Raw genomic sequence first — 13,342 nt, forward strand, 5'->3', positions numbered from 1 at the left:
ACAAGATACAAGGGATGACGGCTTTTGCGTCTTTCCGATCTGACCGTGTTCCCTTCGCAGGCTCAGTCTCACAGCCAATCGGGCCAGACTTTGTTAATAATCTCAGACCGGTTTGCGCCGGTCGTTTTTTAACCTGAACGCCGCAGCAGCCAGATAAAGTAAGGCGCGCCTAAAAAGGTCGCCATCAGCCCGGCTGGGATCTGATCCGGGAATGCCAGCATTCGTCCGCACCAGTCAGCCAGCACCATCAATCCCGCCCCCAGTAATCCTGACAGCAGCAGTTGCGGCAACGCCCGCCGGAATCCCAGCATGCGCGCCATATGGGGCGCCATTAGTCCGACAAAACTCAGCGGACCGATAGTCAGTGTCGCGCTGGCGGTCAGCGCGGCCGCCAGCAGCAGCAGACTCAGCCGCGCAGGCGTCAACGCCATACCGGCCGAGCGTGCGGTAGCGCTTCCCAGCGGCAGCAGCGTCAGCCAGCGACTGGCCAGCGGTGCCAGCGACACCAGCACCAGTGCGCAGATTGCGCTCTGAATCGCCTGAGTGCCGCTGATGTTATAGGTCGAGCCGGAGATCCAGCTCAGCAGCCCGCCCATACGCGGATCGCCACTCGCCAGCAGTAGCATCAGCAGGGTGACAAAGGCGCTGTTAAGCGCCATGCCCGCCAGCAGCATTCGTTCAGGTGAAAAGCCGCCCCGACTGGCTACCGCCATGATCACCAGCAGCGTCAGCGCCGCGCCCAGCGCACCGGCGGGCAGCAGCCAGGCCAGCGCATCGCCCGGCACAAAGAACATCATCACCACCACGCCAAAAGCGGCCCCCGAACTGATGCCCAGCACTTCCGGGCTGGCCATGGGATTGCCGGTCAGCCGCTGAATCAGACTCCCCGCCACGCCCAGCATCAGGCCGGTCACCAGCGCGGCCAGCACGCGCGGTGCGCGCCACGGCAGCAGCGATTGCAGCATCTCACCCGCTGACCAGACCCAGCCCTGCGCATCTCGCCCAAACGCCAGACCGCCCCACCCCAGCAGTGCCAGGATGGCAAGTCCCGTCAGCGCCCAGCGCAGCAGGTTCTGTCGCTCGACGGGCACCTTATCACCCTGATTCAGCGCGGGCGGCACCGAACCGGTGCGCAGTCGCGGCAGCAGCCACAGCAGAATCGGTACGCCGAGCAGCGCCGTGGCGGTGCCGGTCGGGATATCGCGCCAGTGAGTGCTGAGCCACAACACGCAACTGTCCGCCAGCCACAGCAGCAGCGCGCCAGTCAGCGGAGCCAGCAGCATCCGGGTGATGAGCCGTCGTCCACCCAGCATCTTCGCCAGCAGCGGCGCAAACAGCCCGATAAAGCCGATGATACCGGCGACGTTGACCAGCTGTGCGCTGAGCAGGATCGCCAGCCCGAGGCCACCGACACGCGCCACGGAGAGCGCAAGGCCAAGGTTTTTCGCTACGCCATCATCCAGCCCCATCAGCGTCAGCGGACGCAGCAGCGCCAGCGCCAGCACAAACGCCAGCAGCAGGCGCGGCCAGAGTTGCTGCACATTTTCCCAGCTCATCTGATTCAGCGCGCCGGTGCTCCATAGAAACATGTTCTGCAGCTGATCGTGATTGAAGATAGCGAAGATTTGATTCACCGCGCCGCTGTAGAGGCTCAGCACCAGCCCGGCCAGAATCAGCGTTACCGGCGACAGACGTTTGCCCCAGGCCACACCAAACACCAGCGCGCCCACCAGCAGCGCGCCACTGAGCGCGGCAAACTGCTGTGTCAGCGCCCCGCCCGGCAGATGCCACAGTGTTGCCACGGTAATGCCCAGCTGTGCACCGGAAGAGACGCCCAGCGTGGTTGGCTCCGCCAGCGGATTACGCAATATCTGCTGAAACAGCAGACCGGCTAAGCCCAGCCCGGCACCCACCAGCAGCGCCAGTACCGTGCGCGGCAGCAGGCTGTAGTGAAATACCATCTGCGGCAGGCTATCGACCACCGGTGACCAGAGTGCCTGCCACCATTCAGTCTGTGGCAACGCCTGATGCAGATTGACCAGCGTCAGGCTGAGCGCCAGCAGAAACAGCAGGCTGAGGAGGCCTGCGGGAAACAGAGCATGGCGCATCAGTGCGTCTCCAGCGCGCGTTCCAGCACGCGAACAAAGTGCAGCGCCGAGAGCGTCGCACCGTAATACCAGACGGCCGGGACGCGCTGAAAGCGTCCGGTGCGTACAAACGGCAGCGACTGCCACAGCGGGCTGCGCATCAGTTGCTGCATCTCCGCATCGTTATCATGATCAAAGCAGATGACATCCACATCCCCGACCTGCGCCAGCTTTTCAATGCCGATCACCGCGCTGCCCCAGAAATTTGTTTCGCCCTGCCAGCCATTTTTCAGGCCCAGCAGAGTCATCACTTCCAGAAACAGACTGTTTTTGCCGAAGGTAATGGCGTGACGACTGTCGAGCAGCGACATCAGCAGGATAGTGCGTCCGGCATAGGGCGCCAGCCGCTGGCGCGCCGCCGCCAGCTGATCATCAACCTCGCGCAGATGCTGTTCCGCTCGCGCGCTTAATCCAAGGCGCGCCGCCAGCTGACGCAGCGATGCGCGCGCGGCAGTGAGAGGTTTCCCGTCGCCGCTGTGGAGGTCGAAGCCCATAATGGGCGCGATGCGCGTCAGTTTCTCTTTAGGCGGGCCGTAGCCGTTGGAGCAGAGGATCAGCGACGGCTGCATTTGCGCCATCAGCTCAAGATTGGGTTCGGTGCGCAGACCTACATCGATCACGCCCTCAGGCAGCGGCGGCTCCCCTACCCAGATGTTGTAGTTGTGCAGATCGGCCACGCCCCAGGGCGTGACGCCTAATGCTATCAGCAGTTCGGTGGGTAACCACTCCAGTGCAATAATCCGACCCGGATTTGGCGTGGCGGCACGCAGGGGAAGCGCACAAAACAGCGGAGAGACTGCCAGCGCCAGCATCAGTCGGCGGCGATTAAGATCGGGCATCATCCTCTCCTTAACAGACAAAACTGACCGGCGCGCCGCCCTGCGGGTGCGGTAAAATGCCCATCGGAATGCCATAAATCGCACCGAGCACCTCAGCCTGCATAATCGCCTCTGCGTCACCTTCGGCAATCATCGCGCCCTGACGCAGTGCCACCAGATGATCGCAGTAGCGTGCTGCCATATTAATATCGTGCAGCACCGCAATCACGGTTAAGCCGCGCTGCTGGCTCAGCGCTTTTATCAACGCCAGCACCTCAACCTGATGGGCAATATCCAGTGCCGACGTCGGTTCATCCAGCAGCAGACAGCGGCTGTTCTGCGCCACCATCATCGCCAGCCAGGCGCGCTGACGCTCGCCGCCCGACAGGCTATCTACCAGCCGTCCGGCAAAGGCATTAAGCCCGACCTGGGCAATCGCATCCTCTACCCGGTCGCGATCTTCCTGACCAAAGCGCCCCAGCGCGCCGTGCCAGGGATAGCGGCCAATCGCCACCAGTTCACGCACCGTCATCCCTTCGGCTGCCGGTAACTGCTGCGGCAGATAGGCCACCTGACGGGCAAAGGCTTTGCTGTTCCAGCGTCCGACGGGCTGCTGATTCAACAGCACCTCTCCGCTGCTGGCCGCGTGGTGACGACCCAGCATTTTTAACAGGGTTGATTTGCCCGAGCCGTTGTGACCGATCAGCCCGGTCACTTTTCCCGGCGGAAAGGTCAGCGACAGTGGCTGAAGGAGCGTCCGGCCCGGCACTTCAAAACTGGCGTTTTTCAGCGTAAAGGTCGCCTCTTCTGCGTGCGGATGCGGCATGGTTATCCCTGTGAACGGGCGCCGAAGCGCCCGGTTAAATCAGAATCTGAAGGTCGCGGTGCCGACAATCTGGCGCTCCGCACCCCAGTAGCAGGCGTATTCACGATAGCAGCTGGCGACGTAGTCGCGGTCAAACAGATTGTTGACGTTGACGCCCACAGTCGAACCCGGCAAACCGAAACGACCCAGATCATATTTCAGCGCCGCATCCACCGTGGTGTAACCGGCAACTTTAAAGTTCTGGTTCTGCTCAGTGCCAGTGCTGTAAAGGCCCTGACTCTCACCGACATAACGCACACCCGCGCCCAGCGTTACGCCTGAAAGGGCTGTCTCGTGGAAGGTGTAGTCGCTCCACAGTGAGGCCATATGTTTCGGCACCTGTACCGGCGTTTTGCCTTTGAGCTGGGTGTCTTCGGTATATTCCGCATCGGTGTAGGTGTAGGACGCCGTCAGGTTAACGTTGGCATTCAGCGCCGCTTTAGCTTCCAGCTCTACGCCCCGTGACCGGATTTCACCGCTCTGAACGCTGAAAAGAGTTCTGTCAGGATCGGGATCGGCAGTCAGGTTCTTGGTTTTGGTCAGCTGATAAAGCGCTGCGGTGAGCACCACCGGACGATCTTTCGGTACATATTTCACGCCCGCTTCATACTGCTTAGCGCGTGACGGATCAAATGCCTGACCGTCATAGGTCGAACCCGCATTCGGAATAAAGGCTTCGCTGTAGCTGAAGTAAGGCGCGATGCCGTTATCAAACACATAGTTCAGGCCGCCGCGCCAGGTAAAGGCCTGATCGTTCTGACGATCAACGCTATCCGCTACCCGATCGTAAACCGAGTTCATGGCATAGTCGTAGCGGCCACCCAGCGTCAGCACCCAGCGGTTCCACTCCATCTGATCCTGAGCATAGAGGCCGGTCTGACGCTGCTTGTTGAGATGCTGATAAGGACCAAATGGCGTTACGCTGTTATCACCATATTGCGGATTAACCGCATTCAGGCTGGAGGCAGTGCCAAACTGTGCATCGATATCATTGCGGGTACGCTGGAAGTCCACGCCCAGCAGCAGCGTATGATCAACCTGACCGGTGGCGAATTTCGCCTGCGCCTGGGTATCGACCGCCAGTTGGTTGAGCTTCTCTTCTGAAACCGCCGAACCGCGCGTGATTTGCTGAGTCGCCGGCAGGAAACCATTGCCGTAAATGCTGCGGTAATCGGTGCGCAGGTCGGCATAACGCAGGTTCTGGCGCAGCGTCCAGGTGTCGTTAAAGCTGTGCTCGGCGTTATAACCGACCATTTTGGTGTTGCGTGAAATCTTGTTGCTCTGCTCGCCTTCATCAAAGTTGGTTGGCAGTTTGTACTGGCTGCCATCGGCGCGGGTGATCGGTACCACCGTGCCCTGACGCGGCAGCCAGCCGTAATAACCGGTTTCTGGCTCGTTCTGGAAATAGGTCAGCAGGTCAATGCGGGTGCGATCGTCGGGACGCCAGCTGAAAGCCGGTGCGATGGTGTAGCGCTTCTCTTTGTTCATCGCCTGCTGCGCATCCTGACTGCGCGCCTGGCCGGTCAGGCGATAGCTGTAGACGCCGTCGTCGTCCAGCGCGCCGCCAAAGTCAAAGCCGGTCGAGAAGAGGTTATCGTTGCCCATCTGGAACTGCACTTCGCGCAGCGTTTCCTGGGTCGGACGCTTACTCACCAGCGAGACCACGCCGCCGGGATTGCTCTTACCGTAGAGCACCGAAACCGGGCCGCGCAGCAGTTCAGCGCGTTCCAGGAAGTAAGGATCGATGGCAAACTCAGAGTAGTTGTCACCCTGCAGTTTCAGACCATCCAGATACTGATTGGTGTTGGTTTCGCTGAAACCGCGAATCGACAGCGCATCAATCACGTCTGAGCTGCCCCGGTTACCGGTCAGCACGCCAGGCGTGTAGTTAAACGCCCCTTTCACGCTGGTTACGTTACGCATCTCCATCTCTTCACGGGTGACCACGGAGATGGACTGCGGATTTTTTTCAATGGGGGTATCAGTTTTGGTCCCGGTGGCGCTGCGTTTCGCTGCCACGGTGGGTGCCGGTCCCCAGGCGCTTTCCGCCTCGACGCCGCTGCCGCCATCAGCCGAGACGACCATCGTCTCCGCCTGCGCGGCGTAAAGAGAGAAGCTCAGGCTCAGTGAGATCATGATGCCCAGAAGCGGTCGGGAAAATGTTTTTTTGGTGTTGTCAGAAAAAGTCGTTCGCGCATTCATAAAAGTGTCTCTTAACAATAGGCTCAGGCAGGCGAATCGAAACGATAATGATTATTATAACGCTTGGATAATATGCGAAATTCAGCAGGCACTGCAAGAAGAAATCCCAGTAGTGACGCCGTTTGCAGGCCGATTGACGCGTATTGATCAGGAACAAAAAAAGGGCGCCGAAGCGCCCTTTTTAACCTGTCTGACTGATTTATTTGCCAAACATATCTTTTATCCACCCTGCTACGCCGTCGCTATCTTTCTGCTCCTGCTGTTGCTGGGCCGGTTGTTGCGGCTGCTGCTGTTGCTGTTGTTGCTGCTGCTGATCGAAGAGCTGTTGTTGCTGCTGAACCTGCTGCTGCTGTTGCTGACACAGCGCATTCGGATCCAGCGCCCACACCGGCAGAGAACGCCAGGTACTGCTGCCCGTGCCGCAGACAAAGTTACCGGCAGAATCCACATTCATCAGCGACACATCTTCCGGCGGCGTCAGCTGTAACGGCATCGGGGCCTGAATGTCCAGGTAGCGACGGTAGAGCTGCATCGCGCCGCTGGCACCATAGAGTTTGGTCGGCTGGTTGTTATCGCGTCCCACCCAGGTGATCGCCACTTCTTTGCCATCAATACCGGCAAACCAGCTGTCCACCAAATCGTTGGTGGTACCGGTTTTGCCCGCCAGATGCGCATTCGGGAAACGCGCGCCCAGCGCACGGGCGGTACCGTGGTCAGCTACCTGTTGCATGGTGTAGAGCGTCAGATAAGCGGCCTGCGCCGGCTCAACACGCTGCGCCTGCGGATAGCTCTGATAGAGCACGCTGCCATCTTCCGCAATCACCGAACGCACCGCTGACAGCGACGCGCGGTTGCCGCCGCTGGCAATCGACTGGAACGCCTGAGCCACTTCAACCGGCGTCAGGTTTAAGGCACCCAGCAGCATCGATGGCACCGGATGCAGCTGCTCTTTCGGCACGCCCAGCTTGTTCCAGGTATCCACCACCGCATCCAGCCCCAGCGTCATGCCGAGGTTTACGGTCGGCACGTTCATTGAGTTGGTCAGCGCATCTACCAGCATCACTTTGCCGCTGAAGCGACGATCGTCGTTCATCGGTTTCCAGATGCTGCCGTTTGGCTGTTTCAGCGCAATCGGTTCATCGGCGATCCAGCTGTTCAGCCGGTAGCTGTTTGGCTGGCTCAGCGCGGTCAGGTAAGTCGCCGGTTTCGCCAGTGAGCCGATAGAGCGACGTGCCTGCAGCGCGCGGTTGTAACCCGCATACTGTGGATCGGCACCGCCGACCATAGCGCGGACTTCGCCGCTGAAACGGTCAACCACCACCATCGCGGTTTCCAGATCTTTCAGACCACGCTGTTTTTTCAGCGTCGGAATGCCATCGATCACCGCCTTTTCGGCCGCATCCTGCGACACCGGATCCAGCGTGGTGAAGATTTTCACCCCGGAGAGATCTTTCACCTTGTCGCCCAGTTTTGCCTGAAGCTCGTTACGCACCATCTGCATAAAGGCCGGCTGCGGCGTAATCACGCCGCCTTTCGGCTGCACGCCCAGCGGACGGGCCGACAGCATGTCATACAGCTCCTGGTCGATCACTTTCTGCTGCTGCAACAGGCGCAGCACGAGGTTGCGTCGTTCCAGCGCCAGTTTCGGGTTACGCCACGGATTATAGAGCGACGCGCCTTTCACCATGCCGACCAGCATCGCCTGCTGATCCAGACTCAGCTCATCAACCGGACGGCCAAAGTAGTAGAGGCTGGCCAGCGGGAAACCGCGGATCTGATCGCTGCCAGCCTGACCGAGATAGACCTCGTTCAGGTAGAGCTCCAGGATGCGATCTTTGCTGTAGCGCGCATCCATGATCACCGCCATGTAGGCTTCACGCGCTTTACGCCACAGCGAACGCTCGTTGGTGAGGAACAGGTTCTTCACCAGCTGCTGCGTCAGCGTACTGCCGCCCTGCACCGCTTTCCCGGCCGTGATGTTCGCCAGGAAGGCGCGGCCAATGGAGTAAGGGCTGATGCCATCATGCTCATAGAAATGGCGATCTTCGGTGGCGATCAGCGTATCGACCAGCAGATCCGGGAAACCGGCGCGCGGTACGAAGAGTCGCTGTTCACCATTCGGCGACTGCAGCATGGTGATCAGGCGCGGATCGAGGCGGAAAAAGCCAAAATCACGACCGGTTTCGAGGTTTTTAATCTCGCTCAGCTCATCTTTACTGAAGCTCATGCGCGCGTGGATCTGCCCCTCTTTACTGTCGGGGAAATCAAACGGGCGACGCAGCAGATCGATGGTGTTGCCCTTCACCGAAAACTCGCCAGGGCGGGTAATACGGGAGACTTCGCGATACTGAGTACCTTCCAGCAGCGCCACCATTTCACTTTTGTTGTAGGCCATGCCGGGTTCCAGGCTGACCATGCGGCCATAGACGGTGGCGGGCAGTTGCCACACTTTACCGTCAATCCGGCTGCGAATTTCCGAGTCGAGGTAGATGCCCCACGCGGCCATGACCACCACAAACACCAGGAACAGTTTGATTACCCATCCCAGCCAACGGCGTTTGCCGCGCGGCGGTTTTCCACCTTTACCTTTACGTGGCACCGGCGCTTCCTCCTCGTCATCATTAAAATCGTCCTGATCGATATCCTGTTCGATATCCCTGCGTCGTCCCCGGCCCGCACTGCTGCGCGGCGGCAACGGTTTACCTTTGCGCCCTATTGGTTCGCGATCGTTCCCAGACATTACTTTTCTTCTCCAGGCAGTGCTTACGGCAGCGCCGCTACTCTAACTGCTTTCTCGCGTGCCGCATGGCAGAACCCTCTGAATTCGATCCAGCGGACTCAACCCTGCGGGGACATTTTTTTGGTTCGCCTTGTTGGCAAGGCGGTGGCCGGATCCTCGGGCCAGGGATGTTTAGGATAACGTCCCTTCATCTCTTTCCTGACCTCCGGCCAGGCACCGCGCCAGAACGCCGCCAGATCGCGGGTGATCTGCAACGGGCGCTGGGCGGGCGATAACAGCTCCAGCACCAGCGGAATTCGTCCTTCCGCCACGGTGGGATTCTGCGCCTCGCCAAACATCTCCTGAATCCTTACCGCCAGCGCGGGCGGCTTCTCCGCATCGTAGCGGATTGGCAGCCGGCTTCCGGTGGGCACAGTGTAATGAGTTGGCAGCACAGTATCCAGCCGCTGACGCTGTGACCATGTGAGTAAATGTAAGAGTGCCGTGGTCAGGTTCACCGCCTGCAGGCTGCGGAGATCGCGTACCGCTGACATCTGCGGCAACAGCCACTGCGGCAGGCTCTCAAGCAGGGTTTCATCGTCGGTCGCGGGCCAGCTCTCTTCCGGCAGCCACCGGGCCGCACACTGGATGCGCAGGCGCAGCTGTTCGGCCTCCGGCGTCCAGCCCAGTACCGACAGACCTTTTTCGGCGATCCAGCGCAGCATGGCCGCGTGCAGCACCTCCGGTTCCGGGCGCGCCATCGGCTGGGTTTTCAGTATCAGCGCGCCAATCTGCTCACGTCTGAAAGCACGCAGCGTGCCTTTCTCTTCGTCCCATTCCACTTCGGTCCGGCGCTCAATCAGGGCGGGCTGCTGCTGGCACAGCGTTTCAATATCGACCGGCAGTGCCAGCAACATCCGGGCATCCGGTGTGGCACTGCCCTGCAACAGAGCAGGCGCAATCAGCCATTCATTACGCGTCAGGCCATCCTGCTCATCGAGTCTGGCGCCCAGCCCGTTGGCCAGCTGATAGCGACCACTCTGATCGCGTCGCCGCGCCAGCCGATCGCCAAAGCCCACCGCCAGCAATCCGGCGAAACGATCTTCATCGATGCGCCCGCCACGGATTTTAAGCCGCTGCTGCCACTGCTGCGCCCGCCGCTGCCATTGCGCCTGCAGCCGATGCAGCGCATCACGCAGGTCGGCGCTGCCGCTGCGGGGAGGATCTTCCAGAATCGCCACCAGCAGCGCGGCGCTGGCGACCGCATCCGGCTCATCGCCTGCGGCACACAGTATGGCGGCGAGTCGGGGATCGCATCCCAGCTGCGCCATGCGCCGTCCCAGCGTGTTGAGCAGGCCGTTGTTGTCCAGTGCTCCCAGTCGGGTCAGCTGCTGCTGCGCCGCATCCAGATTTCTGGCGGGCGGCAGATCCAGCCACTGCAGCTGTTGCGGCTGGGTACAGCCCCACTGCAGCAGATCCAGCCACAGTGACGAGAGATCGCTGTTAACGATTTCCGGTTCGCTCTGCGCCGCCGCTCGTGATGCCTGCTCCTGCGGCACCAGATGCAGGCAGAGTCCCGGCATCAGTCGCCCGGCGCGACCCGCTCGCTGGATCATCGATGCATGGCTGATTCGCTGGGTCTGCAGACGCGTCACGCCGCTGCGGGCGTCAAACAGAGCGCTGCGTTCCAGCGCACTGTCGACCACCAGCCGAATCCCCTCAATGGTCAGGCTGGTTTCGGCGATATTGGTGGCAAGCACCACTTTGCGGCGGCCGTCGGCGGCAGGCAGAATTGCCCGGCGCTGCGCCGCCAGCGGCAGTGCGCCATAGAGCGGCGTCAGATCAACGTCGTCACTGATGCGTGATTCCAGCTCGCGCTTCACCCGTTCGATCTCCGCCACACCCGGCAGAAACAGCAGCAGCGAACCGCTCTCATCCCGCAGCAGCTGGGCGACTTCACGCGCGACCGCCTCTTCAAAACGCACATTCTGATTCAGTGACGCGTAACGCCGCTCAACCGGATAGCTGCGCCCTTCTGAGACGATCAGTGGCGCATCCGGCAGCAGCGCCGCCAGCCGGGCGTTGTCCAGCGTGGCGGACATCAGCATGATTTTAAGGTCGTCGCGCAGCCCCTGCTGTACATCAAGCAGCAGCGCCAGCGCCAGATCGGCCTGCAGGCTGCGCTCGTGAAATTCATCGAGGATCACCAGCGACACGCCTTCCAGCATCGGGTCGTGCTGAAGCATGCGCGTGAGCATGCCTTCGGTCACCACTTCCAGCCGGGTCTGTGGCCCGACGCAGCTTTCGCCACGCATCCGGAATCCCACCGTGCCACCCGGCTGCTCGCCGAGTTGCTCCGCCAGCCGCTGCGCCACATTACGCGCCGCCAGCCGACGTGGCTCCAGCATGATGATCCGTCCCGGCAGCGCCGCCTGCTGTAACAACTGCAGCGGCAGCCAGGTCGATTTGCCCGCGCCGGTTGGTGCAGCCAGCAGGATTTGTGGGGCGTCACTCAGCGCCGCCAAAATGTCAGGCAGCACCGCGCTGACCGGTAAATCGCTCACAGCAAACTCCGCTTCTGCCTGTGCTAAGATGGCGCGCATTGTAGCATCCATCCGTGATATTTGCCGGAGAGCGCCATGGCGACACAACGCTTATTTTTTGCCATCAGCCTGCCTGACGAGATGCAGCAAGAGCTGGTGCGCTGGCGGGTCGATACCTTTCCTGCGGAGGCGGGCCAGCCGGTGGTCGCGGCGAATCTGCACCTGACGCTGGCGTTTCTGGGTGAAGTTGCGCCGGAAACCACACAGCGCCTGCAGACGCTGGCCTCCCGTATTGTGCAGCCCGGTTTTGATCTCGACCTGGATGATGCCGGACACTGGCCGCGCCCCGGCGTGGTCTGGCTCGGCTGCCAGCGCGCGCCACGCGGTCTGTTGCAGCTCGCCAGCCTGCTGCGGGCCCAGGCCGCCCGGCATGGCTGTTACCAGAGCCCCCAGCCGTTTCATCCGCACATCACGCTGTTACGCCACGCCACGCAGCCGGTGACGTTACCGCCGCGCGGCTTTCACTGGCGTTTTCGCGTCTCTACCTTTTCTCTGTTCGCCTCTGAATATGCCCGGGGCCGCACCCGCTATCGCGCCCTGGCTAGCTGGCCATTACATTCTCAGGATCCACATGCACTTCTCTCCGCCCCTTAAACCCGCCCGTCTGATTGCCCGTTACAAACGTTTTTTGGCCGATGTGGTGACGCCAGAGGGCGACGTTCTGACGATTCACTGCGCCAATACCGGCGCCATGACCGGCTGCGCCACGCCGGGCGATCGGGTCTGGTATTCGACGTCCGATAGCCTGACGCGCAAATACCCCCACAGCTGGGAGCTGACCGAAACGCAACAGGGCCACTGGATCTGCGTGAATACGCTGCGCGCCAACCAACTGGTGGCTGAGGCGCTGGAGCAGGAACGGCTGCCGGCGCTGGCCGGTTATACGCATCGTCAGGCGGAAGTGAGATATGGCACTGAAAAAAGCAGAATTGATTTCCTGCTCAAAGCAGAGGCCCGGCGCAACTGCTATATTGAGGTGAAATCCGTAACCCTTCTACATGAAGGAAAAGGGTATTTTCCGGATGCGGTGACGATTCGAGGACAGAAACACCTGCGTGAACTGGCAACAGTTGCGGCAGAGGGTCATCGGGCCGTTTTGTTGTTTGCCGTTTTGCACTCGGGGATTGAGGACGTTTCTCCGGCACGTCACATTGATGTGGCGTATGCAGAACAACTGGCTCAGGCGCAGCAGGAGGGCGTAGAGGTTTTAGCGTATCAGGCAGACTTATCGGCGGAGGGAATGTTTCTTAAATCGCCGATCAACGTAACCTTGTAATATCTTTTGCAATTTTATGTGTTAAGAATGTTCTGAGCTAAGGGCCAATTACGCTGTTCCTCACAGGCTTGTCAAGGTGTGTTCATGAAGAATTGCCAACCCTGACTGCTTCTGTTATTTATAGCGGCCTGTTTTTTTCCCCAATGGGGGATCGATGTACCCCGCAGACGTCAAATGCAGGCTGGCAGCAAGGCCCCTGCGAGACGAAATTCGAAGGGTATAGTGCGTGTTATCCAGGAGAAGCAACATGCAAGAAGGTCAAAACCGTAAAACATCGTCCCTGAGTATTCTCTCTATTGCTGGCGTCGAACCTTATCAGGTGAAGCCTGGCGAAGAGTATATGAATGATGCGCAGCTGACCCATTTTCGCAAGATTCTGGAAGCCTGGCGTAATCAATTACGGGACGAAGTCGATCGTACCGTTTCTCATATGCAGGATGAAGCCGCTAACTTCCCGGACCCGGTTGACCGTGCCGCGCAGGAAGAGGAGTTCAGCCTGGAGCTGCGTAACCGCGATCGCGAACGTAAACTGATCAAAAAGATCGAGAAGACGCTGAAGAAAGTTGAAGATGACGACTTCGGCTATTGCGATTCCTGTGGCGTTGAGATTGGTATCCGCCGTCTCGAAGCCCGTCCTACTGCCGATCTCTGCATCGACTGTAAGACGTTAGCAGAAATTCGTGAGAAACAAATGGCCGGCTGATGCCGCGTC

At 60.1% G+C, this 13,342-nt stretch carries 9 protein-coding genes; 3 read left to right on the forward strand and 6 right to left on the reverse strand.

Annotation, left to right across the window (positions count from 1 at the left end; translation table 11 throughout):
• Positions 1-128: 128 nt before the first annotated feature.
• The 6 genes from fhuB to hrpB all read right to left on the reverse strand — a co-directional run bounded on the left by fhuB (position 129) and on the right by hrpB (position 11,354).
• Positions 129-2,108, reverse strand: coding sequence for a Fe(3+)-hydroxamate ABC transporter permease FhuB (gene fhuB, locus AFL22_RS06900; protein ID WP_052271092.1), 1,980 nt, complete (start codon positions 2,106-2,108; stop codon positions 129-131).
• Positions 2,108-2,986 carry a Fe(3+)-hydroxamate ABC transporter substrate-binding protein FhuD gene (fhuD, locus tag AFL22_RS06905; RefSeq protein WP_022625447.1) on the reverse strand — a complete coding sequence of 293 codons (879 nt, stop codon included), beginning with the start codon at positions 2,984-2,986 and terminating at the stop codon, positions 2,108-2,110. The genes fhuB and fhuD overlap by 1 nt, the downstream gene beginning before the upstream one ends.
• A 10-nt stretch (positions 2,987-2,996) precedes the next feature.
• Entirely contained in the window at positions 2,997-3,791 is a 795-nt protein-coding gene (fhuC, locus tag AFL22_RS06910) for a Fe3+-hydroxamate ABC transporter ATP-binding protein FhuC (protein WP_033756619.1), read from the reverse strand.
• A gap of 39 nt (positions 3,792-3,830) precedes the next feature.
• A complete protein-coding gene (fhuA, locus tag AFL22_RS06915; RefSeq protein WP_052271093.1) occupies positions 3,831-6,032 on the reverse strand; it encodes a ferrichrome porin FhuA in 2,202 nt (733 codons plus the stop codon).
• Positions 6,033-6,231: 199 nt separating this feature from the next.
• Positions 6,232-8,772 (reverse strand): bifunctional glycosyl transferase/transpeptidase, encoded by a 2,541-nt coding sequence (mrcB, locus tag AFL22_RS06920; protein ID WP_010671853.1) that lies wholly within the window; start codon positions 8,770-8,772, stop codon positions 6,232-6,234.
• A 98-nt stretch (positions 8,773-8,870) separates the two neighbouring features.
• Positions 8,871-11,354, reverse strand: coding sequence for an ATP-dependent helicase HrpB (gene hrpB / locus AFL22_RS06925; RefSeq protein WP_052271094.1), 2,484 nt, complete (start codon positions 11,352-11,354; stop codon positions 8,871-8,873).
• A 36-nt stretch (positions 11,355-11,390) separates the two neighbouring features.
• Here hrpB and thpR point away from each other — a divergent pair, with 36 nt between their 5' ends.
• From thpR to dksA, 3 genes are all read left to right on the forward strand, one after another.
• Positions 11,391-11,948: an RNA 2',3'-cyclic phosphodiesterase gene (gene thpR / locus AFL22_RS06930; protein ID WP_052271095.1), complete on the forward strand. Its 558-nt coding sequence runs from the start codon at positions 11,391-11,393 to the stop codon at positions 11,946-11,948.
• Positions 11,926-12,630 carry a DNA/RNA nuclease SfsA gene (gene sfsA, locus AFL22_RS06935; protein WP_033756614.1) on the forward strand — a complete coding sequence of 235 codons (705 nt, stop codon included), beginning with the start codon at positions 11,926-11,928 and terminating at the stop codon, positions 12,628-12,630. The genes thpR and sfsA overlap by 23 nt, the downstream gene beginning before the upstream one ends.
• A 247-nt stretch (positions 12,631-12,877) precedes the next feature.
• Positions 12,878-13,333, forward strand: a complete 456-nt coding sequence (gene dksA / locus AFL22_RS06940) for an RNA polymerase-binding protein DksA (RefSeq protein WP_010254035.1) — start codon at positions 12,878-12,880, stop codon at positions 13,331-13,333.
• Positions 13,334-13,342: the final 9 nt, after the last annotated feature.

Origin of the sequence: Pantoea sp. CFSAN033090, from assembly GCF_001264395.1 — a bacterium.
Classification (GTDB): domain Bacteria; phylum Pseudomonadota; class Gammaproteobacteria; order Enterobacterales; family Enterobacteriaceae; genus Pantoea; species Pantoea agglomerans.